Below are 22,295 nucleotides of genomic sequence, written 5' to 3' on the forward strand. Positions count from 1 at the left end.
CCCATAGTGGCCACCATCGAAGCCGCACCGGCAGCGCCGTTGTACGACACCCCAATCGGGATCACCAATCCGCCGATCGACGAGCTTCTCGAGCGGGCGTCCTCCAAGTACGCCCTGGTGATCTTCGCCGCCAAGCGCGCTCGTCAGATCAACTCGTACTACAACCAGATCGAAGAGGGCATCCTCGAGTACGTCGGCCCGCTGGTCGACCCGGCGCTCCACGAGAAGCCGCTGACCATCGCGTTGCGCGAGCTCCATTCCGACCTGCTCGACTGCGCCGAGGGAGAGTGACCCCTCCCGGGGGCGATGGGCGCCGCGCCCGCGTCGTCGTCGGCGTCGGGGGCGGGATCGCCGCCTACAAATCCTGTGGCCTGATCAGACTCCTCACCGAGTCCGGATGCCACGTCGACGTCGTCCCCACCGAGGCGGCCCTGAATTTCGTCGGGTCCGCCACCTTCGAGGCCCTGTCGGGCAACCCGGTCTCGACCGGGGTGTTCTCCGACGTGCCGTCGGTCCGCCACGTCGCCCTCGGGCAGCGGGCGGACCTCGTCGTGGTCGCCCCCGCGACCGCAGACCTGCTCGCGCGGGTCGCCTCCGGGCGCGCGGACGACCTGCTCACCTCCACCCTGCTGACCGCCCGGTGCCCCGTCCTGCTCGCGCCGGCGATGCACACCGAGATGTGGGAGCACCCGGCGACGAGGCGCAACGTCGACACCCTCCGGGGTGACGGCGTCCACGTCATGCCCCCCGCGTCCGGGAGACTCACCGGGGCCGACACCGGCGCCGGCCGGCTGCCCGAGCCCGCCGACATCGCCCGTCTGGCGAGACTGCTGCTCGACGGCGGGACCCTCCCGTGGGACTTGGCCGGAAAGCGGGTCGTGGTGACGTCCGGCGGGACCCGCGAGGAGATCGATCCCGTGCGGTTCCTCGGCAACCGCAGCTCCGGGAAGCAGGGGCACGCGATCGCCGCGGTCGCGGCTGCGCGGGGAGCGCAGGTCACCCTCGTGACCTCCTCCGACCTGCCGGTGCCGGCCGCCGTGGAGGCGATCCGGATCGACTCGGCCCTCGAGATGCGGGACGCCACCCTCTCGGCCGCGGCCGACGCCGATGTGGTGATCAAGGCCGCGGCGGTGGCCGACTTCCGCCCGACCGACGTGTCGTCCTCCAAACTCAAGAAGGACAGTGGATCCGAACCGGCCCAGATCCGGTTGGAACGTAATCCGGACATCCTCGCCGGGCTCGTCGCGGCCCACGCGTCCGGGGAGATCCCCGCGGGCTGCGTGCTGGTGGGGTTCGCCGCCGAGACCGGGGATTCCACGGGGTCCGTCCTCGAGCACGGTCGGGCGAAGCTCGCCCGGAAGGGGTGTGACCTCCTCGTCGTCAACGAGGTCGGGCGGGGCACCACCTTCGGCCAGGACGTGAACGGCGGCTGGATCCTCGACGCCGCGGGCGGGGAGGTGTCGGTGGACAGGGCGAGCAAGGATCTCCTGGCCAGCCGGATCCTCGACGCCGTGGTGTCCTGGGCCGCGGCCCCATCCGCGCGGACCACCACGGACCGCACCGACTAGTCTGTCCCCACGCGATCGACCGATCACACGCATCCGGCACCAGGAAGAGAGAACCACTGTGACGCAGGCACGTCGGCTGTTCACCAGCGAGTCCGTGACCGAGGGGCATCCGGACAAGATCTGTGACGCGATCTCCGATGCCATCCTGGACGCGATGCTGACGCAGGACCCCGAGGCCCGCGTCGCCGTGGAGACGATGGTGACCACCGGGATGGTGCACGTGGCCGGTGAGGTCAAGACGAGTGGGTACGTCGAGATCCCGCAGCTCATCCGCGAGAAGATCGTGGAGGTCGGCTACGACTCCTCCGACAAGGGTTTCGACGGCGTCTCCTGTGGTGTCTCGATCTCGATCGGACAGCAGTCCCCCGAGATCGCCCAGGGTGTGGACACCTCCCACGAGGCACGGACCTCCAGCGATCCGGTCGAGGACGCGATCGCCCGGCAGGGCGCCGGCGACCAGGGCCTGATGTTCGGCTACGCGTGCTCGGACACCCCGGAACTCATGCCGTTGCCCATCGCGTTGGCCCACCGCCTCTCGCGGCGGCTGACCGAGGTGCGCAAGGACGGCACCCTGCCGTACCTCCGCCCGGACGGCAAGACCCAGGTGACCATCGAGTACGACGGCGAGCGCGCGGTCCGGCTGGACACGATCGTCATCTCCACGCAGCACGCCCCCGAGATCGACCTGGAGACGACGCTGCGCGACGACCTCACCGAGCACGTGATCGGGCCGGTCCTGGCCGACGCCGCGTCCGGTATCGAGACCGGTGACTTCCGCCTCCTGGTCAACCCGACGGGTCGGTTCGTCCTGGGCGGCCCGATGGGCGACGCCGGCCTGACCGGGCGCAAGATCATCGTGGACACCTACGGCGGGATGGCCCGTCACGGGGGCGGTGCGTTCTCCGGCAAGGACCCGTCCAAGGTCGACCGCTCGGCGGCCTACGCCATGCGGTGGGTCGCCAAGAACATCGTCGCGGCCGGGCTGGCCGAGCGTGTCGAGGTCCAGGTCGCGTACGCGATCGGCAAGGCCGCCCCGGTGGGGCTGTTCGTGGAGGCGTTCGGGACCGAGAAGGTCGACATCGCGGTCCTGCAGGAGGCGGTCACCTCGGTGTTCGATCTGCGTCCTGGTGCGATCATCCGCGACCTCGACCTCAAGCGTCCGATCTACGCCGGAACGGCGGCCTACGGTCACTTCGGCCGGACCGACCTGGACCTGCCATGGGAGAGGACCGACCGCGTCGACGAACTCAAGCAGGCCGTCGGGCGCTGACGACCGCCCCGGGTGTCGGATCGGGGTGCGAGGATCCGAGACCGTGACCACGACTCGCCCGGCGGCCCGGGTCGCGGCGGCTGACGCCCCCGTGGCCCGGGTGCTGCCGCTGCTCGGAGTTCCGCACCTGGACCGGGAGTTCGACTACCTGGTCCCGGAGTCCCTGGCCGATCAGGCGGTCCCGGGGACGCGCGTCCGGGTGCGGTTCGCGGGCCGTCTGGTCGACGGGTTCCTCATCGAGCGCTCGGACCAGTCGGATCACTCCGGGGACCTGGCCTGGCTGGAGCGCGTGATCTCGCCGGAGCCCGTGCTGACGCCGCAGTTGCTCCGACTCGTCGAACTGGTCGCCCGCAGGTGGGTGGGCATGCGTTCGGACGTCCTCCGGTTGGCCATCCCCCCGCGGCACGCGGCGGCCGAGAAATCGGTGCCCGACCCGCAGCCCCCGCAGGGGGTGACGGAGGGGCCGGTCGAGATACCCACCGGCTGGGCCGACCACCCGATGGTGGTCCGCTTCCTCGACGCGGCGACAGGTGGGGTCCCGGCGCGGGCCGTGTGGACCGTGCCACCGGGACGGGACTGGGCACGGGCGTTGGCCGTGCTTGCGGACTCCGTCAGGCGCAGAGGTCTGCAGGTGTTGCTGATCGTCCCGGACCAGCGGGACGTCGACAGGTTGACCGCCGAATGCCGACAGGTCGTGGGCGGGGGCGCCGCCGGGCGGGACCTCGTGGTCGACCTGTCGGCGGGTATCGGCCCCTCGGCCCGGTACCGGCGATGGCTGCGGGCCGTCCGGGGGCACGCGAGGATCGTGGTCGGGACGCGCAGCGCCGTGTTCGCTCCGCTCCCGGAGCCCGGTCTGATCGTGCTGCACGACGACGGCGACGACTCGTTCGTGGAACCGCGAGCCCCCTATCCCCATACGAGGGAGGTGGCGGCGCAGCGGTCGGTGCTCGACGGCACGCCGTTGCTCCTGAGTTCGGTGGACCGGACCCCGGAGGTGGCCGAGTACGTGCGGTCGGGGTGGGCGCACGAGATCCGGCCCGAGCCCGGCCTCGTCCGCGCTCTCGCCCCGCGCGTCGTCGCGTTCACGGACGCGGATCCGACCCAGGCCCGCGACGTGGCCGGCGGCCGGACCCGACTGCCCGCCGTGGCGGTGACGATGGCCCGGGAGGCCGTCGACGTGGATGCGCCGGTGCTGGTCCAGGTGCCGCGGAAGGGATACATCCCGACCCTGCTGTGTGGATCGTGTCGGACCCCGGCCCGGTGTCGCCGGTGTAACGGACCGCTGCGAGCGGGGCGGATGGACGCGGTGCACGGGCCCGTGGATCTGGCCTGCGGCTGGTGCGGGGCCCCCGAGCCGGGCTTCCGGTGCGTGGCCTGTGGGTCCCGGGCCCTGCGCGCGGGGGTCGTGGGAACGGGGAGGACGGCCGAGGAGCTCGGCCGGATGTTTCCCGGTGTCAGGGTCCGGACGAGCGGGGGAGGGGAGATCCTCGAGACCGTGCCCGCGGCCCCCGCCATCATCGTGTCCACCCCCGGGGCCGAACCGGTCGCCGAGGGCGGGTACGGCGCGGCGTTGCTCCTGGACTCCTGGGCTCTTCTCGGACGACCCGACCTGCGGGCGGTGCAGAACGCTCTGCGGTTCTGGGTGGGTGCGGCCTCGCTCGTCCGGCCGGCCGCTGACGGGGGCCGGGTGTTCTTGTCGGCGGACTCCGGGTCCCCGGTCGCGCAGGCTCTCGTGCGATGGGACCCTCAGGGGTGGGCTGCACGCGAACTCGCCGACCGCGCCGAGGTGGGGTTTCCGCCCGCGGTCCACATGGTGGCCGTGGACGGCCCGGCCACGGCCCTGTCGGCCATCCTCGACGAGCTCAGGCTCCCGGACGAGGTCGAGGTACTCGGCCCGGTCGATCTCCCCCCGGGAGAGGAGTTGCCCGGCCACGACGGCGTGGTCGACCCCGAGAGGGTGCTGCTCCGCGTCCCGCCCGCCCTCCTCGCCGCGGTCTCCACGGAGCTGCGAGCGTTCGTGGTGGCGCGGTCCGGTCGTCGGAACGCGGAGCCCGTCCGGGTGCGACTCGACCCGGTCCACATCGGCTGAGCGGCCCGTGCGGTGGGTCGGCCCGCGAGCACCTAGAATGGCCGTTCACCGTGTCCCCGTCCTCAAGGAGTTCAGATCCGCATGGCCGTCCATCCCGTCCGGCTCTTCGGTGACCCCGTCCTGAGGACCCCGACCGATCCCGTGACCTCGTTCGACGACAGACTGGCCCGGACGGTGGCCGATCTCATGGACACCGTTCGCCACGAGGAGGGAGCCGGGTTGGCGGCGCCGCAGATCGGTGTGTCCACCCGGGTGTTCGTCTACACCTGTGGTGGACGGGAAGGCCACCTGGTCAATCCGGAGTGGGAACCGATCGGTGACGAGAAGACGCACGTCAACGAGGGGTGCCTGTCGATTCCCGGGGTCTCGGAGCCCACGGAGCGCTACGCCCGTGTCCTCGCGCGTGGCGTGGACGTGAACGGGGAGCCGGTGAGCTTCGAGGCGGACGGGATCCTCGCCCGCGCGGTGCAGCACGAGACCGACCACCTCGACGGCATCCTGTTCCTCCAGCGTCTCACCCCGGACCGGCGACGATCGGCGATGGCCGGGATCCGCGCGTCCGGTTGGTTCGGTAGCGACGCCATCAGCGACGGGGTCGTCTACGAGCGGCTCGCCGACGCCATGGCGGTGAGGTGAGCGGTGCGTCTCGTCTTCGCCGGCACCCCGCAGGCGGCCGTCCCGTCACTCGAGGCGCTCGTGAGCTCGGACCGACACGAGGTGGTGGCGGTGGTCTCGCGACCCGACGCCAGGACCGGTCGTGGCCGGAGTCTGTCCCGTAGTGCCGTGGCCGCTGCCGCCGACGAGGCGGGCATCGAGGTCCTCACCCCGCCGAACGCGCGTGACCCGCAGTTCGCCGAGCGGCTCCGCGACCTCGCGCCGGAGGCGGTCCCGGTGGTCGCCTACGGGCACCTGGTGCCCCGGCCCGTCCTGGACATCCCCACCCACGGGTGGGTGAACCTCCACTTCTCGCTGTTGCCCGCGTGGCGAGGTGCCGCACCGGTCAACGCCGCCATCGAGGCGGGAGACGAGATGACCGGGGCCACGACCTTCCTGCTCGACGAGGGGATGGACACCGGTCCGGTCCTCGGGACGATGACCGAGACGATCCGGCCTCGCGACACCGCCGGCGACCTGCTCGATCGACTGTCGGCCTCCGGCGCGGACCTTCTCGTGGCCACCCTCGACGCCATCGAGGCCGGGGAGGTTCGCGCCGTCCCGCAGCCGGCGGACGGGATCTCGCGGGCGGGGAAGATCACGGTGGACGACGCTCGTGTGCGATGGGCTGCTCCGGCCCTGGCGGTGGACCGTCACATCCGATCGGTCACCCCGGCTCCGGGAGCGTGGACCACTCTCGCCGGGGAGCGGGTCAAGATCGGCTCCACGGCGTTCCCGGAACAGGGGGAGACGGCCCTGGCGCCAGGTCGGATCCGGCTCGACAAGCGGTCTCTGCTCGTCGGCACGGCCACCACACCGGTGGCGGTGGAGTCCCTACAGCCACCGGGGAAGAGGATGATGAACGCGGTCGACTGGGCACGCGGAGCCCGACTCGATGACGGGGCGGAGTTCGTATGAGCGCGGAGGGCGCGCGGCGGCGGGGCCCCGGGGGCGGCCGGAAGGACGGCGGCAAGGAGGGCAGCAGGCGGCAGAGCGGCGGGCGACGGGACGCGCCCCGATCCGCCGGCCCCCGGCGTGACAGCCCGGCACCTCGGCAGGTCCGCCCTGACGCCAGGACCGTCGCCCTCAGCGTGATGTCGGCGGTTCGCGAGCGCGCGGCGTACGCGAACCTCCTGCTCCCGTCAGAGCTCACCAAAGCGCGACTCGACACCCGGGACGCGGCTCTGGCCACCGAGCTCACCTACGGCACGCTCCGGACGCAGGGGTTGCTGGACCGCATCATCGCGGAGGCGGCCGGCCGGCCGGTCGAGGAGATCGACCCACCGGTCCTGGACCTGGTGAGGCTGGGCGCCTATCAGTTGCTGTTCACCCGGATCGGGGCGCACGCGGCCGTCGACACGAGCGTGGAGGCGGCGCGGACCCTGGGGCTGGGCCGGGCCGGGGCGTTCGTCAACGCAGTGCTGCGCAAGGTCTCCGCGCAGGATCTGGACAGCTGGGTCGAGGTGCTGCGGAAGGACGTGACCGACCCCGTCGCCCGGTTGGCCGTGGGCACCGCGCACCCCGAGTGGATCGCGCGCGCGTTCGCGGAGTCCCTCGGGGCGAACGCTGGGGAGCTTCCCGAGCTGCTGGCGGCCGATGACGCGCGCCCAAAGGTGCATCTGGCGGCACTGCCGGGTGCCATCTCCGCCGAGGAACTCGCGTTGGTGACGGGCGGCAGTGAGGGCGTCGTGTCGCCGTACGCGGTCCACCTCGACTCGGGTGACCCCGGCGCCCTGGACGCGGTCAAAGACGGTCTCGCCACGGTGCAGGACGAGGGCAGCCAGGTCGTCGCGATCGCGGCCTCCCGTGCACCGCTCGTCGGCGAGGACGGGGGCCGGTGGTTGGATCTGTGCGCCGGCCCCGGGGGAAAGGCCGTCATGCTGGGCGCGTTGGCGGAGATCGAGGGTGCGACGGTGACCGGCGTCGAGGTCTCCGAACACCGGGCCGACCTCGTGCGACAGGCCACGCGCGACCTGCCGGTGACCGTACTCACCGCGGACGGCCGGGACCCCGGCCTCGAGCCGGGGTTCGATCGAGTCCTCCTCGACGCCCCGTGCTCGGGACTCGGCGCCCTCCGGCGGCGTCCCGAGGCCCGGTGGCGCAAGACGGCCGCAGACATCCCGGGACTGGTGATCCTGCAGCGGGAACTCCTGGAGTCCGCACTGCGACTGGTCCGGCCCGGTGGTGTGGTGCTCTACGCCACGTGTTCCCCGCACCTGTCCGAGACGGTGTCGGTGATCCGTGAGGCGAACCGGCGCGACGATGTCGAACTCCTCGACGTCCGCGAGATCCTGGAGGGGATCGACGGGACCTCTACCGAGGGCCTCGGAGACGGGCCGTGGGTGCAGCTCTGGCCGCACCGGCACGGCACCGACGCGATGTTCATGGCGGGGTTGCGCAGGCTCGAATCGGCCCCCACGTCGCCCTCGCGAGGGCAATGACCGGCTGCACCGTCGGGGGGTCGGGTTCACGGCCCGCGCCCTGGAGCGTCCACTCGCGCGTGCCCGCCTAGACTGGCCCGCATGTCGTACCAGCCGCTCATCGCGCCGTCGATCCTGTCCGCCGACTTCGCACGACTCGACCGGGAGATCGAACGGATCCCCGCGGCCGACTGGATCCATGTCGACGTGATGGACGGCCACTTCGTGCCCAACCTGTCCTTCGGTGCCCCGGTCGCCAAGGCGGTCGGGAAGGTCACCGACAAGCCGATGGACTGCCACCTGATGATCGAGGATCCGGCACGGTGGGTGGGTGACTACGTCGATGCCGGCGCGGCCAGCGTGACCTTCCACGTGGAGGCCACCGACGATCCGAAGGTTGTCGCGGACCTGCTTCACTCCCGCGGGTGCCGGGCCGGGATCTCCCTCAAGCCGGGCACGCCGGTGGAGCCGTACCTCGACCTGCTCGAGCACGTGGACATGGTTCTGGTGATGAGCGTCGAGCCCGGGTTCGGGGGCCAGTCGTTCATGCCCGAGGTGCTCGACAAGGTCCGCGCCCTGCGCGCCGAGATCGATCAGCGCGGGCTCGACGTGCTGATCCAGATCGACGGCGGGATCGATTCCCACACGATCGGGGACGCCGCCTCCGCGGGGTGCGACGTCTTCGTCGCCGGATCCGCGGTCTACGGTGCGCCCGACCCCGACGCCATGATCGAGACCCTGCGCGCGGGGGCCGCGGCCGCGCGGGCGTGACGATGACACACGCGCCCGACGGCGGACGGCGCCGCCGCGAGCGCGAGGTCCTGGCCGACGCGATCGCACTGTCGCGATCCGCTCTCGGGGTCAGCACCCCGAACCCCCCGGTGGGCGCCGTGGTACTCGACACCGCGGGTGAGGTGGTCGGCCGCGGGGCGACCGAGGCGCCCGGGGGTCGGCACGCCGAGGTCGTCGCCCTCGACGAGGCCGGCGAGCGGGCCCGGGGCGGCACACTCGTAGTCACCCTCGAGCCCTGTGACCACCAGGGCCGCACCGGTCCCTGTTCCGCGCGGGCCCTCGCCGCGGGCGTCGCGCGGGTCGTCTACGCGGTGGCGGATCCGAACCCTCTCGCGTCCGGCGGGGCGCAGACGCTGCGGCGGGCCGGGACGGACGTGGCGCGGGCCGACGACGACGAGGTGGCCGCCGCCGAACAGGGTCCACTCAGAGCATGGCTGCACCGCCAGCACTCCGGACGGCCGTACGTCACCTGGAAGTACGCGGCCACCCTCGACGGCCGGGTGGCCGCGGCCGACGGCACCAGCCGGTGGATCACCGGTCCCGATTCGCGACGCCACGTCCACGGGCGGCGGCAGGAGATCGACGTCGTCGTCGTCGGCTCGGGCACCTTCGCCGCCGACGACCCTTCACTCACCGCCCGGTCGGACGACGGGGCCCTCACCGACCGTCAACCCCTGCGCGCGGTGATGGGATTGGCCCCGGTGCCACCGGGCGCGGCCGTGCGGGGCACCGACGGCCGGTTCCGGCACCTCGCCACCCGCGATCCCGCGGAGGCGCTCGCGATGCTCGGCGACGTCCAGCACGTCCTCGTCGAGGGCGGACCCCGGCTGGCCGGAGCGTTCCTCTCCGCCGGGCTCGTCGACGAGGTGGAGGCCTATATCGCGCCACTCGTGCTGGGCGGTGGCCGGTCCGCCGTCGAGGAGGCCGGTGTGGGCACGCTGACCGACGCCCACGGCTTCGAGGTGCGCGAGTCCGCGACCCTGGGGCGCGACGTCTATCTCCGAATGACCCGAAGACCCGCATGATTAGACGACCCGCATGACCACACCCACGAGAGGACCGCTCTGATGTTCACCGGAATAGTCGAGGAACTCGGCACGCTGGACTCCGTCGACACGGTGGGGGACTCCGCGCGTCTGCGGATCCTCGGACCACTCGTCACATCCGACGCCGGACACGGCGACTCGATCTCCGTCAACGGCGTCTGCCTGACCGTCACGGAGTTCACCCCCGGTGTGGGATTCGAGGCCGACGTGATGGCCGAGACCCTCGACCGCACCGCCCTGGGTGCGCTGCGTCCCGGGGATCCGGTGAACCTGGAGCGCGCGATGCGCGCGGACGCTCGCTTCGGAGGTCACATCGTCCAGGGACATGTCGACGGTACCGGCACCCTGATCAGCAGGACCGAGCACGCCAGGTGGCACGTGCTGCGCCTCTCGATGCCGCCGGAGCTGTCCCGCTACGTGGTCGAGAAGGGATCCATCACCGTCTCGGGAACCTCTCTCACGGTGTCGGCGGTCAGTCCGCTCGAGCAGCGGGAACCGTGGTTCGAGGTCTCGCTCATCCCCACCACGCTCGAGGACACGATCCTCGGTGGTCTGCCCCGGGGAGGCCGGGTCAACCTGGAGGTCGACGTCCTGGCCAAGTACGTCGAGCGTCTCCTCGGCGGACGCGGTGAGCGGACCCCGTGAGCGGATGAGCCATACTTGTGGCCGTGCCCGCGGACGCCGCCCGGGTGTGTTGAGTACCGAGGAGAACCCGCAGCAGTGACCACCTTCGACGGCATCGACCGCGCCATCGCCGACATCGCGGCGGGACGAGCCGTCGTCGTGGTGGACAGCGAGGACCGGGAGAACGAGGGCGACCTGATCTTCGCCGCCGAACTCGCGACCCCCGAGCTGATGGGTTTCCTCGTCCGGTACTCGTCCGGATACGTGTGCGTGACGCTCGAGGCCGAAGACTGCCTTCGCCTCGATCTCCCGCCGATGCGGGCCATCAACGAGGACCGGCACGACACCGCCTACACCGTCACCGTGGACGCTCGCGTCGGTGTCTCGACCGGCATCTCCGCCGCCGACAGGGCGCGCACCGCCCGCATGCTGGCCTCCGCCGATGCCGTTCCCGGCGACTTCACGCGACCCGGCCACGTGGTACCGCTGCGCGCGCGGCCCGGTGGGGTGCTCACCCGGCCCGGCCACACGGAGGCCGCGGTCGACCTCGCGCGACTCGCCGGTCTGCGCCCGGCGGGGGTGATCTGCGAGATCGTCTCCGAGGACGACCCGACCACCATGGCCCGGACCCCGGAACTCCGACGCTTCGCCGATGAGCACGGGCTCGCGATGATCACGATCGAGGCGCTGCAGGACTGGCGCCGCGCGCACGAGGTGCAGGTGGTCCACGAGGCGGCCGCCCGGATCCCCACCCCGGCCGGGACGATGACCGCTCACGGATACCGCGACGTCATCCAGGGGGTCGAGCACGTGGCCATGGTCGCCGGAGACATCTCAGGCGCGGAGCCGGTGTCGGTCCGCGTCCACTCCGAGTGCCTCACCGGAGACGTCTTCCACTCGCTGCGCTGCGATTGCGGTCCACAGCTCGACGCTGCCGTCGCCTCGGTGTGCGAGGAGGGCCGCGGGGTCGTCCTCTACATGAGGGGTCACGAGGGCCGGGGGATCGGCCTGGTCCAGAAGCTCCGCGCCTATCAGTTGCAGGACGACGGCCGCGACACCGTGGACGCCAATCTGGACCTCGGTCTTCCGGCCGACGCCCGGGACTTCAGCCTGGCCGCGCAGATGCTTCGGGATCTCGGGGTGACGCGAGTGCGTCTGATGACCAACAACCCCGCCAAGGCCGACGCCCTCCGTGCGGGCGGCGTCGAGGTGATCTCACGGGTTCCCATGCCCACCGCGGTGACCCCGGAGAACCTCCGGTACCTGCGGACCAAGCGGGACCGGATGGGCCATCTGCTCGAGGGCCTCGACGACGGCGTCGACATGAACGCGAACGGCCCCAGCGCGAACGACCCCAGCACGAACGGAGAGGATCGGCGATGAGCGGCACCGGTAGGCCGGAGTTGGTGATCCCCGACGCCCGCGGCCTGCGGCTGGGCGTCGTGGCCTCCACCTGGCACGACGAGATCTGTGCGCAACTCATGGAGCGCGCACTCGCGGTCGCCGAGGCGTCCGGTGCGGTCGCGTCCGTCGCCCGCGTCACGGGGGCCGTCGAGCTCCCGGTGGTCGCACAGGAGCTCGCGAGGTCCCACGACGCCGTGGTGGCGCTCGGGGTGGTCATCCGGGGCTCCACACCGCACTTCGACTACGTCTGCCGCTCGGTGACCGACGGCCTGACCCGGATCGCGCTCGACGAGGCGACCCCGGTGGCCCACGGCGTGCTCACCACGGAGAACGAGGCCCAGGCCCGCGACCGCGACGGGCACGACGGCGCCGCGGAGGACAAGGGCGGCGAGGCGGTCGCGGCCGCACTCGGCGCGGCCGTCACCCTGCGCGACCTCCGGGCGGGGCGATGAGCGAGCACCGGGATCTCGAGTACCGGGATTTCGAGCACCGTCCACGGCGTCTCCGGATCGCCGTGATCGCGCTGGCTGTCCTCATCGTCCTCGCGCACGTCCTCTGGGCAGTCCTGCTGGTCCGTGACGACACCGGGGTCACCATCGGTGTCGCCGACCAGCTCGCCTTCGTGATGATCGGCCTGATCTTCGCCGGCGTCCTGCTCTCCCTCCTCAGGATCAGGGTGCGGGTGGGTGAACAGGGCGTCGAGGTCCGCGGGCCCCTGAGGACCCGGCAGTGGGACTGGCCGGACATCGTGGGGATCACGTTCCCCCGGTCCAGCATGTGGCCACGGCTCGAACTCCCCGCCTACGAGCACGTCGGGATCTGGGCCATCCTGACGGTCGACGGGCAGGAGGCGGTCGACGCCATGGGTTCCCTACGCGAGACGATCCGCCGGTACAAGCCCTCGGCCGCCGATCCCGAGACCGTCGCCGACCGCTGAGGCGTCGTGGCCGATCCCCGCACGTACCGTCCGTCACCCGGCTCCATCCCCACCGAGCCGGGGGTCTACCGCTTCCGCGACGACCAGGGTCGCGTCATCTACGTGGGCAAGGCCAAGAACCTGCGCAGCCGGATCGGTTCGTACTTCGCCGACCTCACCCTTCTCCACCCGCGTACCAGGCAGATGGTCACCGCCGCGGCGGGCGTCCAGTGGACCGTCGTCTCCACCGAGGTGGAGGCGCTGCAACTGGAGTACACGTGGATCAAGAAATACGACCCCCGCTTCAATGTCCGGTACCGGGACGACAAGACCTATCCCCTCCTGGCGGTGACGGTGGGGGAGGAGTTCCCCCGCGCGTTCGTCTACCGCGGTCCGCGACGGGCCGGGACCCGGTACTTCGGTCCGTATTCCCACGCATGGGCGATCCGGGACACGCTCGACACCCTCCAACGGGTCTTCCCGGTGAGGTCGTGCACGGCCGGGGTGTTCAGGCGACAGGCCCAGTTGGGCCGCCCCTGTCTGCTCGGGTACATCGACAAGTGCGCCGCGCCCTGCATCGGACGGGTGACGGCTGAGGAACACCGCCGGATCGTCGACGAGCTCTGCGATTTCCTCGCCGGACGCACCGACGTCATCATGAAGCGGATCGAGGCGCGGATGCTCGAGGCGTCCGAGGACCTGGACTTCGAGCGCGCGGCCCGGCTCCGGGACGACCTCGGCGCGATGAGGCGGGCCATGGAGAAGCAGGCCGTCGTCCTGGGTGACGGTACCGACGCCGACGTCGTGGGTGTCGAGGTCGACGAGCTGGAGGTGTCCGTCCAGGTCTTCCACGTCCGGAGCGGGCGGATCAGGGGCCAACGCGGGTGGGTGGTCGAACACGCGCACGGAGTGGACCGCGACGGCCGGTTCGATCCGGTGCTCGCCGTGCCGGGCGTCGTCTCGGACTACCTCGCCCAGTTCTACGGCGGGGAGGCCGAGCTGGCCGGGGCAACCGACTCCGGTGCCGATCTCGCTGCCGCCGTGCCGCGGGAGGTGTTGGTGCCGGCGCTGCCCGAGGACGCGGACGAGCTCGCCGACTGGCTCTCGGGCCTTCGTGGATCACGCGTGTCGCTGCGAATCCCGCGGCGGGGCGACAAGCGGTCGTTGGCGGAGACCGTCCGTCGTAACGCGGTGGAGGCGCTGACCCAGCACAAGCTGCGCCGCAGTGGTGACCTGACCGCGCGCTCGGCCGCCCTGCAGGAGATCCAGGAGACCCTGGAACTCGATACCGCGCCGCTCCGCATCGAGTGCGTGGACATCTCCCACACCCAGGGCACCGACGTCATGGCCTCACTGGTGGTGTTCGAGGACGGGCTCCCCCGCAAGAGTGACTACCGGCTCTACCGCATCCGGGAGGCGGCCGGCGACGGGCACTCCGACGACGTCGCGAGCATCGCCGAGGTGACCCGCCGGCGATTCCGGCGGCACCACGAGGAACCGGTGGTGACCCCGGACGACGCCGACGGGCCCGTCGACGACCGGGCGGACGCGGGCGAGGGGGCGACCGGGAAGTCCGCGCCCACCCGACGCTTCGCCTACCCTCCCCAGCTCTTCGTCGTCGACGGTGGCCGTCCCCAGGTTGAGGCCGCCGCCGAGGTCCTGTCCGAACTGGGCGTCAACGACGTCCCGGTGATCGGCATCGCCAAACGTCTCGAGGAGATCTGGCTGCCCGGGGAGGAGTACCCGGTCATCTTCCCCCGGCACGGCGAGGGGCTGTTCCTGCTGCAGCGGCTCCGCGACGAGGCGCACCGTTTCGCGATCCGGGCCCACAGGGGAGCCAGGTCCAAGCGGATGACGACGTCGATCCTCGACGACGTGCCCGGGCTCGGGCCCTCACGCCGGGCGGCGCTGCTGGAGAAGTTCCCCACCGTCTCGGCCCTCCGCGCCGCCGGGGTGGACGACCTCTGCGCGGTCCCGGGTATCGGCCCCGGGGTCGCGGCGGCGATCCGCGCGACCCTGGGATCGCCGGACGCCCCGCCCGCGGACGCGCCAGGTACAGACGGGCCGGGTACGGACGGCGCACGCGCCGACATGGAAGACTCGGACCGTGAGGTCGACGACGACCAGACGAGCGACTCGAGGTGAACCATGGGCGTGAACGATGAGGGACGCGAACTCCTGCTCATCTGCGGGATGTCCGGTGCGGGCAAGGGCACGGCGTCGAAGGTGCTCGAGGAGTTCGGCTGGTACGTCGTGGACAACCTCCCGCTCCGGTTCGTCGGGGAGCTGGTGGATCGTCTCGCCGAGGCCCGCGAGGAACCCAGGAGGTTCGCGATCGTCGCGGACGTCCGCAGTCTGGGATTCGACGAGCACATCGGAGAACTGTTGGGGCGCTTCGACGGTCGCCCCGAGGCGAGGATCCTCTTCCTGGACGCCTCGGACGAGGCCCTGGTCAAGCGGTTCAACAACGTCCGGCGATCCCACCCGTTGCAGTCGGGGGACGGTCTGATCGACGGGATCCAGCGGGAGCGCAAGGTGCTGGAGGGGATTCGCGGACGCGCGGACGTGGTGGTCGACACGACCTCGTTGAGCGTCCACGATCTCCGGCACCGGCTCGAGAAGCCGTTCGGCGACCTGGGCTTCGATTTCCATCTCACCGTCGAGTCCTTCGGCTTCAAGTACGGGGTGCCGGTCGACGTGGACATGCTGCTCGACATGCGGTTCCTGCCCAACCCGCACTGGATTCCCGAACTCCAGGCGCACACCGGCCGCGAGAAGCCGGTCCAGGATTATGTCCTGGCGGATCCGTCGATCGAGGAGTACCTGCGGGCGGCGGTCTCGATGATCGGCCTGGCGATGACCGGGTATCGACGCGAGGGCAAGCGGTACATGACCATCGCGGTGGGGTGCACCGGCGGCAAACACCGCAGCGTCGCGATCTCCGAATCCCTGGCCGGGAGACTGACCGGCCTCGATTCCGTCGACGTCCACGTCCGCCACCGTGATCTCGGACGCGAGTGATCGGATGACAGGTCAGACCACGGCGGGAGGACCGGACCGGCTGGGGTCGCTCGTCGCCCTCGGCGGGGGTCACGGGTTGTCCGCCACCCTCCGCGCCGGGCGTATGGTCGCCGACCACGTGACCGCGGTGGTGACCGTGGCGGACGACGGTGGCTCGTCCGGCCGCCTCCGTCGCGAACTCGACATCCTGCCCCCCGGCGACCTCCGGATGGCGCTGTGCGCACTCGCGGCCGAGGACGACGAGCACGGACAGCTGACCAGCCTGTTCCAGCACCGCTACGGGGGAACCGGGGCGCTGGCGGGACACGCCGTGGGGAACCTCGTCTTCGCGGGGTTCTGGGAACTGCTCGGGGACCCCGTCAAGGCGCTCGACGCCGTCGGGTCGATGCTCGGGGTGACCGGCCGTGTGCTCCCCATGTCACCGGTCGCCCTGGACATCGCCGCGGAGGTCGTCGGACTGGAAGCCGACCCCCGCGTGGTGCGCACGATCATCGGCCAGGTCGCGGTGGCCACCACGCCCGGGAGTGTGCGCCGGGTGCGGCTCATCCCCGCCGACCCGCCCGTGGCGGACGGCGTCGTGGAGGCGATCGAGGCCGCGGACATGGTCGTGCTGGGGCCGGGCTCGTGGTTCACGAGTGTCATCCCGAACGTGTTGGTCCCGGACATCGCCTCCGCGTTGGCCCGCACGTCCGCGACCAGGGCGCTCGTGCTCAACCTGGCGCCGCAGGTCGGCGAGACCGCCGGGTTCTCCGCCGAGCAGCATCTCCACGTGTTGCGCCAGCACGCACCCGCGGTCGACGTGGACGTGGTGCTGGTGGACCCGCGGATGCCACTGAGCGACACCGAACGTGAACACCTCGACCGGGCGGCGGCGGGCCTGGGGGCGCGGGTCATGGTGGCGGACATCGCCCGGACCGCACCGGATGGGACGATGAAGCCCGTGCACGACCCCGCTCTGCTCGCCCGGGCGCTCGCCGCCACGGTGACGGCGGGGGCCGACGGATGACCGGAGAACGAAGGAGCAGGGCGTGTCACTGACCGCACAGGTCAAGTCCGAGCTGGTGAGGGTCCCGGTCGGGAACTCGGAGACCAGGAAGGCGGAGATCGCCTCACTCCTGCGTTTCGCGGGCACCCTCCAGGTCCTCTCCGGCCGCCTCGTGATCGAGGCGGAGGTCGATTCGGGCGAGATCGCAGAGCGGTTGTCCGGCGAGCTCGACTCGCTGTTCTCCGTGCCCTGCGAGATCCACCCGATCGGGGGAAGCGGCGGTAAGCCGGCCCGGAAGTTCGTCCTCCGGGTGATCGACCGGGGAGCGGACCTGACCCGCCAGCTCGGACTGGTCGACGCCGCCGGCCGCACCGTCAGGGGATTGCCCGCCGCGGTCGTCGGGGGATCCGTGGCGGCGGCGGAGGCCTCGTGGCGGGGGGCGTTCCTGGCCCACGGTTCTCTCACCAAACCCGGGCGGTCGTCGGCGCTGGAGGTCACGGCGCCCGGCGCGGAGGCGGCGATGGCCCTGGTGGGCGCAGCGCGTCGCCTCGGGGTGACGGCCAAGGCCCGCGAGGTCCGTGGTGGTGACCGGGTGGTGATCCGCGACGGGGAGGCGATCGGCATCCTGCTCGCGCGGATGGGGGCGTCCGCGACCAGGGACATCTGGGAGGAGCGGCGTTCCCGCGGAGAGGTACGGGCGACCGCCAACCGACTCGCCAACTTCGACGACGCCAATCTCCGCAGGTCGGCCCGGGCAGCGGTGGCGGCGGCCGCACGCGTCCAGCGGGCACTCGAGATCCTCGCCGAGGACGTGCCCGACCACCTGCTGGCCGCGGGCGAGCTGCGGGTCCAACACCGTCAGTCCTCCCTCGAGGAGCTGGGGCAGCTCGCCGACCCCCCGATGACCAAGGACGCGGTGGCCGGTCGGATCCGCCGACTGTTGTCCATGGCCGACCGCAAGGCCGCCGATCTGGGTATCCCGGACACCGAGTCCGTCGTGACCGAGGACATGCTCGACGAAGACTGATACGCGGCCCGTGGACCCTGCACAGCCCCCACCTGGGGCGGGTAGTCTGGGTCACGCCCCGGGCAGCACCCCGCCCTTCAGGGTTCTTTCTCGCACCACCTATAAGGAGACATCACGTGACCGTGCGCGTAGGCATCAACGGATTCGGACGTATCGGCCGCAACTTCTACCGCGCGGTGGAGGCGCTGAAGGCCGAGGGCAAGACCGATATCGAGATCGTGGCCGTCAACGACCTCACCACGAACGACATGCTCGCTCATCTGCTCAAGTACGACTCCATCCTCGGTCGCCTCGGCAAGGACGTGACGTTCGACGACGAGTCCATCACGGTCGGTGGGGCCAGGATGGGCGCGCTCGCGGTCAAGGAGGGCCCCTCCGCGGTGCCGTGGGCCGACTACGACGTCGACGTCGTGGTCGAGTCCACCGGCATCTTCACCTCCGCCGAGAAGGCCCGCGGGCACCTCGAGGGCGGGGCGAAGAAGGTCATCATCTCCGCGCCGGCCTCGGGCGAGGACATCACGATCGTCATGGGTGTCAACGACGACCAGTACGACGGTTCGCAGACGATCATCTCCAACGCGTCCTGCACGACCAACTGCCTCGCACCGGTGGCCAAGGTCCTGTCCGACGAGTTCGGGATCGTCAAGGGCCTCATGACCACGATCCACGCCTACACCCAGGACCAGAACCTGCAGGACGCCCCCCACAAGGACCCGCGTCGTGCCCGCGCCGCCGCGATCAACATGGTGCCCACCTCCACCGGTGCCGCCAAGGCCGTCTCGCTGGTCCTGCCCGAGCTCAAGGGCAAGTTCGACGGGTACGCCGTGCGCGTCCCGCTGCCCACCGGCTCCCTGACCGACCTCACCGTCGAGCTCGAGAAGAAGGCCTCCGTCGAGGAGGTCAACGCCGCGATCAAGGCGGCCGCCGAGGGTCCGATGAAGGGGATCCTCAAGTACACCGAGGACCCGATCGTCTCCTCCGACATCGTGACCGACCCGCACTCCTCGATCTTCGACGCCCAGCTGACCAAGGCCATCGACGGCCAGATCAAGATCGCCTCCTGGTACGACAACGAGTGGGGCTACTCCAACCGCCTCGCCGACCTCGTCGGCCTGGTCGGCAAGTCGCTGTAAGAGCCCTCGGGCCTGACGACCCCGCACCACACCGGGCCCGGCCCGGGAACGCCCAGAGCGTCCCGGCCGGGCCCGCTGTACATCAGCCCGCACCACAGCATCCAGACCACACCATCACCGTCCACCCGACAGGAGCCCCACCCCATGGCAGTGAGCACACTCCAAGACCTGCTGGACGCCGGCGTCGAAGGTCGCAAGATCCTCGTCCGCTGCGACCTCAACGTCCCGCTCGACGGATCGACCATCACCGACTCCGGCCGGATCTCGGCGTCACTGCCTACTCTGAACGCGCTGCTCGACGCCGGTGCCGCGCTGGTGATCACGGCGCACCTCGGTCGGCCGAAGGGTGAGGCGGATCCGGCGCTCTCGCTGGCTCCCGTCGCGGAGAAATTGGGCGACGAGCTCGGCCGCTACGTGCAGCTGGCGGGAGACGTGGTGGGTCCCGATGCCCGTGAGCGCGCCAACGGACTGACCGACGGCGACGTGCTCCTGGTCGAGAACATCCGCTTCGATCCGCGGGAGACCAGCAAGGACTCCGCGGAGCGTGCCGCGCTGGCGGCCGACCTGGCGAGCCTCGTCGGGCCGGACGGAGCGTTCGTCTCCAACGGGTTCGGTGTGGTGCACCGCGCGCAGGCCTCGGTCTGCGACATCGCCGAGGTCCTCCCCGCCTACGCCGGTGATCTGGTGCAGAGCGAGGTCGAGGTCCTCGCCGATCTGACCGGCGACACCGCGCGGCCCTACGCGGTGGTCCTCGGTGGGTCCAAGGTCTCGGACAAGCTCGCGGTTATCGAGGCACTGGTCCCCAAGGTCGACACACTGGTCATCGGTGGCGGCATGTGCTTCACCTTCCTCGCCGCCCAGGGGCACGGAGTCGGATCCTCCCTCCTCCAGGAGGAGATGATCGACACCTGCAAGGACCTGCTCGACAGGTTCGGCGACGTGATCACCCTGCCGGTCGACGTGGTGGCGGCCGACGGGTTCTCCGCCGATGCCGCGCACACCACGGTGCCGACCGACGCGATCCCCGACGGCACGATGGGACTCGACATCGGACCGGCGTCCGTGGCGCTGTTCACGGAGAAGCTGTCCGCCGCCAAGACCGTCTTCTGGAACGGCCCGATGGGCGTGTTCGAGTTCGAGGCGTTCTCGGCCGGCACCCGGGGCGTCGCCGAGGCGATCATCGCCGCGACCCGTGACGGTGCGTTCTCCGTGGTGGGGGGCGGTGACTCCGCGGCGGCCGTCCGGACGCTCGGGCTCGGGGAGGAGAACTTCTCCCACATCTCGACAGGGGGCGGCGCCTCGCTCGAGTATCTCGAGGGCAAGGAGCTCCCGGGGGTCACCGCCCTCGAACGCAGCAACTGATCCGCTATCGCCTACGCACAGGAGAAACCATGGCACGCACCCCGCTCATCGCCGGCAATTGGAAGATGAACCTCAACCACCTCGAGGCGATCGCCCTCGTCCAGAAGGTGGCCTTCGCCCTGCCCGAGAAGTACCTCGAGAAGGTGGAGGTGGCCTTCATCCCCCCGTTCACCGACATCCGCGGTGTCCAGATCGTGATCGAGGGGGACAAGCTCGGCTTCGCCTACGGTGCGCAGGACGTGTCGGTCCACGAGTCCGGTGCGTACACCGGTGAGATCTCGGCGGGGATGCTCGCGAAGCTGGGGTGCACCTACGTCGTGGTCGGACACTCCGAGCGGCGTGAGTACCACTCCGAGACCGACGAGATGGTGGCCGCCAAAGCCGCGGCGTGCCACAAGCACGGCCTGAGCCCAATCGTCTGCGTGGGGGAGAAGCTGGAGATTCGGGAGGCCGGCGACCATGTCGGCGTGGTCGTGGAACAGCTCAAGGGGTCTCTCGCCGGCCTGAGCACCGAGCAGCTCGCCTCCACCGTCATCGCCTACGAGCCCGTGTGGGCCATCGGGACGGGCAAGACCGCCTCCGCCGCGGACGCGCAGGAGGTCTGCGCCGCCATCCGCGAGGCACTGGCCGAGCTGTCCGATCCCGGGACCGCGGATCAGATGCGGGTGCTCTACGGCGGCAGCGTCAACGCCTCCACCGTCGGTGAACTACTCGAGCAGCCCGACGTCGACGGCGGTCTCGTGGGCGGGTCGTCGCTCAAGCCCGACGAGTTCGCCCAGCTGTCCGCCATCGCCGCAGGCGGCCCGCTGCCCTGAGCCCGGCGGCGCGCCTGGATTCACCCTGGAGATCCCACCGGGTAGTCTGGACCAGTCGTCCTCCGACCACCCGACCCGACGTAAGGCCCGATCCGCACATGAAGCTCGCCCTGGACATCTTCCTCCTCGCCACCAGCCTGTTGTTGATGCTGTTCATCCTGCTGCATCGCGGTAAGGGGGGCGGACTGTCCTCACTGTTCGGCGGCGGGGTCCAGTCGAGCCTCTCCGGGTCGAGCGTGGTGGAGCGCAATCTCGACCGCGTGACCGTGGTCGTCGCCATCCTCTGGCTCATCGCGATCGTCGCGGTCGGTCTCCTGGTCCGTTTCGGCTGACATCCGGGCCCTGCGCCACGCGGCGCGGCCACACGGGGTGCGCACCTCCGCGAGGAGGAGCGCACCTCGTCGTCGTCAAGCCCCGGGGATCAGTCCAGGGCCGACGCCGCGCCCTCGTCCAGGTGATAGGTCGTGGATTCGACACCCACCGCGCCGGCCACCGGCCAGTCCGAGGGCGACGCACCGCCGAGCCCCTCGGCGACGGCCTCCGCCTTGCCCTCTCCCGCGGCGATCACCAGCACGTGCCGCGAACGGCGAACCGCGGGGAGGGTGAAGGTCAGCCGCTCGGGAGGAGGCTTGGGGCAGTCACGGACCCCGACGACCAACCGCTCCGTCTCGGCGACCGCGGGGGTGTGCGGGAAGATCGAGTCGACGTGGCCCTCCGGACCCATTCCCAGGATGGTCACGTCGAAGATTGGCTGCTCGCCGTCAGGGACGTCGAGTGCCTCGAGGAAGCGGGCTGCGGCGGCGTCGACATCGTCTTCCCGGGCGGTCCGTGCGGGCCAGCGGTGCACCGTCGGACGGTCTCCCAGTGAGTCGAGCAGGGCTTCGTCCAGCTGGCCGTCGTTGCGTTCCGGGTGGTCGGCGGCAACGAAGCGTTCGTCCCCGAAGTAGATCGTGACCCGATCCCAGTCCACGGTCTCCCCGGCGAGGGCGGCCGCGGTCTTGATCCCGACCGACCCCCCTGTGAGGGACAGGGTGGCCCGGCCGGCGGCGGCGATCCGCGCCGAGAGAAGCTCCGCGGCGGCCCGGGCCGCCGCCGAGGCCAGCGCCTCTGAATCGGTGTGGACAACGTGGCTGAGGTTCGTCATCGGTTCTCCTGGTCTCGTGATTCTC

Annotated in this window: 22 protein-coding genes; 21 read left to right on the forward strand and 1 reads right to left on the reverse strand. The window is 71.1% G+C overall.

Annotated features, from left to right (window positions below):
- The first annotated feature begins 6 nt into the window (after positions 1–6).
- The 21 genes from rpoZ to secG all read left to right on the forward strand — a co-directional run bounded on the left by rpoZ (position 7) and on the right by secG (position 21,458).
- Positions 7–291, forward strand: coding sequence for a DNA-directed RNA polymerase subunit omega (gene rpoZ / locus CEY15_RS00980; protein ID WP_017836841.1), 285 nt, complete (start codon positions 7–9; stop codon positions 289–291).
- On the forward strand, positions 288–1,568 hold the full coding sequence (coaBC, locus tag CEY15_RS00985; RefSeq protein ID WP_095716901.1) for a bifunctional phosphopantothenoylcysteine decarboxylase/phosphopantothenate--cysteine ligase CoaBC: 1,281 nt from the start codon (positions 288–290) through the stop codon (positions 1,566–1,568). The genes rpoZ and coaBC overlap by 4 nt, the downstream gene beginning before the upstream one ends.
- A gap of 58 nt (positions 1,569–1,626) precedes the next feature.
- A complete protein-coding gene (metK, locus tag CEY15_RS00990) occupies positions 1,627–2,838 on the forward strand; it encodes a methionine adenosyltransferase (RefSeq protein WP_017836839.1) in 1,212 nt (403 codons plus the stop codon).
- Positions 2,839–2,881: 43 nt separating this feature from the next.
- Complete coding sequence (locus CEY15_RS00995; protein WP_095716980.1) at positions 2,882–4,927, forward strand: primosomal protein N'; 2,046 nt, start codon at positions 2,882–2,884, stop codon at positions 4,925–4,927.
- An 81-nt stretch (positions 4,928–5,008) separates the two neighbouring features.
- Entirely contained in the window at positions 5,009–5,563 is a 555-nt protein-coding gene (def, locus tag CEY15_RS01000; RefSeq protein ID WP_095716902.1) for a peptide deformylase, read from the forward strand.
- A 3-nt stretch (positions 5,564–5,566) separates the two neighbouring features.
- Entirely contained in the window at positions 5,567–6,499 is a 933-nt protein-coding gene (gene fmt / locus CEY15_RS01005) for a methionyl-tRNA formyltransferase (protein ID WP_017836836.1), read from the forward strand.
- Complete coding sequence (locus CEY15_RS01010; protein ID WP_095716903.1) at positions 6,496–8,022, forward strand: RsmB/NOP family class I SAM-dependent RNA methyltransferase; 1,527 nt, start codon at positions 6,496–6,498, stop codon at positions 8,020–8,022. The genes fmt and CEY15_RS01010 overlap by 4 nt, the downstream gene beginning before the upstream one ends.
- Before the next feature lie 81 nt (positions 8,023–8,103).
- Positions 8,104–8,772 (forward strand): ribulose-phosphate 3-epimerase, encoded by a 669-nt coding sequence (gene rpe / locus CEY15_RS01015; protein ID WP_095716904.1) that lies wholly within the window; start codon positions 8,104–8,106, stop codon positions 8,770–8,772.
- A 2-nt stretch (positions 8,773–8,774) separates the two neighbouring features.
- Positions 8,775–9,818: a bifunctional diaminohydroxyphosphoribosylaminopyrimidine deaminase/5-amino-6-(5-phosphoribosylamino)uracil reductase RibD gene (gene ribD / locus CEY15_RS01020; RefSeq protein WP_245847062.1), complete on the forward strand. Its 1,044-nt coding sequence runs from the start codon at positions 8,775–8,777 to the stop codon at positions 9,816–9,818.
- 42 nt (positions 9,819–9,860) lie between these two features.
- Complete coding sequence (locus tag CEY15_RS01025; protein ID WP_095716906.1) at positions 9,861–10,484, forward strand: riboflavin synthase; 624 nt, start codon at positions 9,861–9,863, stop codon at positions 10,482–10,484.
- 75 nt (positions 10,485–10,559) lie between these two features.
- Positions 10,560–11,846, forward strand: coding sequence for a bifunctional 3,4-dihydroxy-2-butanone-4-phosphate synthase/GTP cyclohydrolase II (locus CEY15_RS01030; RefSeq protein WP_095716907.1), 1,287 nt, complete (start codon positions 10,560–10,562; stop codon positions 11,844–11,846).
- Entirely contained in the window at positions 11,843–12,319 is a 477-nt protein-coding gene (gene ribH, locus CEY15_RS01035; protein WP_095716908.1) for a 6,7-dimethyl-8-ribityllumazine synthase, read from the forward strand. Before CEY15_RS01030 ends, ribH begins: the two co-directional genes overlap by 4 nt.
- Positions 12,316–12,804, forward strand: coding sequence for a PH domain-containing protein (locus CEY15_RS01040; protein ID WP_095716909.1), 489 nt, complete (start codon positions 12,316–12,318; stop codon positions 12,802–12,804). Before ribH ends, CEY15_RS01040 begins: the two co-directional genes overlap by 4 nt.
- Positions 12,805–12,810: 6 nt before the next feature.
- Positions 12,811–14,928, forward strand: coding sequence for an excinuclease ABC subunit UvrC (gene uvrC, locus CEY15_RS01045; RefSeq protein ID WP_095716910.1), 2,118 nt, complete (start codon positions 12,811–12,813; stop codon positions 14,926–14,928).
- Between the two features lie 3 nt (positions 14,929–14,931).
- Positions 14,932–15,804 carry an RNase adapter RapZ gene (gene rapZ, locus CEY15_RS01050; RefSeq protein WP_017836826.1) on the forward strand — a complete coding sequence of 291 codons (873 nt, stop codon included), beginning with the start codon at positions 14,932–14,934 and terminating at the stop codon, positions 15,802–15,804.
- Positions 15,805–15,808: 4 nt separating this feature from the next.
- Positions 15,809–16,810 (forward strand): gluconeogenesis factor YvcK family protein, encoded by a 1,002-nt coding sequence (locus CEY15_RS01055; RefSeq protein WP_095716981.1) that lies wholly within the window; start codon positions 15,809–15,811, stop codon positions 16,808–16,810.
- Positions 16,811–16,832: 22 nt separating this feature from the next.
- Complete coding sequence (gene whiA / locus CEY15_RS01060; RefSeq protein WP_017836824.1) at positions 16,833–17,816, forward strand: DNA-binding protein WhiA; 984 nt, start codon at positions 16,833–16,835, stop codon at positions 17,814–17,816.
- A gap of 116 nt (positions 17,817–17,932) precedes the next feature.
- The gene (gap, locus tag CEY15_RS01065; protein ID WP_095716911.1) at positions 17,933–18,949 is read left to right on the forward strand and encodes a type I glyceraldehyde-3-phosphate dehydrogenase; all 1,017 of its coding nucleotides are present in this window, start codon (positions 17,933–17,935) and stop codon (positions 18,947–18,949) included.
- Between the two features lie 144 nt (positions 18,950–19,093).
- On the forward strand, positions 19,094–20,311 hold the full coding sequence (locus CEY15_RS01070) for a phosphoglycerate kinase (protein ID WP_095716912.1): 1,218 nt from the start codon (positions 19,094–19,096) through the stop codon (positions 20,309–20,311).
- A 29-nt stretch (positions 20,312–20,340) separates the two neighbouring features.
- Complete coding sequence (gene tpiA / locus CEY15_RS01075; protein ID WP_095716913.1) at positions 20,341–21,126, forward strand: triose-phosphate isomerase; 786 nt, start codon at positions 20,341–20,343, stop codon at positions 21,124–21,126.
- Between the two features lie 98 nt (positions 21,127–21,224).
- Complete coding sequence (gene secG / locus CEY15_RS01080; protein ID WP_017836820.1) at positions 21,225–21,458, forward strand: preprotein translocase subunit SecG; 234 nt, start codon at positions 21,225–21,227, stop codon at positions 21,456–21,458.
- A gap of 89 nt (positions 21,459–21,547) precedes the next feature.
- Here the strand turns inward: secG and pgl are convergent, their stop codons facing one another.
- Positions 21,548–22,270: a 6-phosphogluconolactonase gene (gene pgl / locus CEY15_RS01085; RefSeq protein ID WP_095716914.1), complete on the reverse strand. Its 723-nt coding sequence runs from the start codon at positions 22,268–22,270 to the stop codon at positions 21,548–21,550.
- Between the last annotated feature and the right edge of the window lie 25 nt (positions 22,271–22,295).

It is taken from the genome of Dietzia natronolimnaea (assembly GCF_002289575.1).
Classification (GTDB): domain Bacteria; phylum Actinomycetota; class Actinomycetes; order Mycobacteriales; family Mycobacteriaceae; genus Dietzia; species Dietzia natronolimnaea_A.

What these genes read in the sequence shown, in the direction of transcription:
- def (WP_095716902.1), top strand. Translation starts at nt 5,009, where the DNA reads ATGGCCGTCCATCCCGTCCGGCTCTTCGGTGACCCCGTCCTGAGGACC.
- CEY15_RS01010 (WP_095716903.1), top strand. Translation starts at nt 6,496, where the DNA reads ATGAGCGCGGAGGGCGCGCGGCGGCGGGGCCCCGGGGGCGGCCGGAAG.
- rpe (WP_095716904.1), top strand. Translation starts at nt 8,104, where the DNA reads ATGTCGTACCAGCCGCTCATCGCGCCGTCGATCCTGTCCGCCGACTTC.
- ribD (WP_245847062.1), top strand. Translation starts at nt 8,775, where the DNA reads ATGACACACGCGCCCGACGGCGGACGGCGCCGCCGCGAGCGCGAGGTC.
- CEY15_RS01025 (WP_095716906.1), top strand. Translation starts at nt 9,861, where the DNA reads ATGTTCACCGGAATAGTCGAGGAACTCGGCACGCTGGACTCCGTCGAC.
- ribH (WP_095716908.1), top strand. Translation starts at nt 11,843, where the DNA reads ATGAGCGGCACCGGTAGGCCGGAGTTGGTGATCCCCGACGCCCGCGGC.
- CEY15_RS01040 (WP_095716909.1), top strand. Translation starts at nt 12,316, where the DNA reads ATGAGCGAGCACCGGGATCTCGAGTACCGGGATTTCGAGCACCGTCCA.
- rapZ (WP_017836826.1), top strand. Translation starts at nt 14,932, where the DNA reads ATGGGCGTGAACGATGAGGGACGCGAACTCCTGCTCATCTGCGGGATG.
- CEY15_RS01055 (WP_095716981.1), top strand. Translation starts at nt 15,809, where the DNA reads ATGACAGGTCAGACCACGGCGGGAGGACCGGACCGGCTGGGGTCGCTC.
- CEY15_RS01070 (WP_095716912.1), top strand. Translation starts at nt 19,094, where the DNA reads ATGGCAGTGAGCACACTCCAAGACCTGCTGGACGCCGGCGTCGAAGGT.
- tpiA (WP_095716913.1), top strand. Translation starts at nt 20,341, where the DNA reads ATGGCACGCACCCCGCTCATCGCCGGCAATTGGAAGATGAACCTCAAC.
- secG (WP_017836820.1), top strand. Translation starts at nt 21,225, where the DNA reads ATGAAGCTCGCCCTGGACATCTTCCTCCTCGCCACCAGCCTGTTGTTG.
- pgl (WP_095716914.1), bottom strand. Translation starts at nt 22,270, where the DNA reads ATGACGAACCTCAGCCACGTTGTCCACACCGATTCAGAGGCGCTGGCC.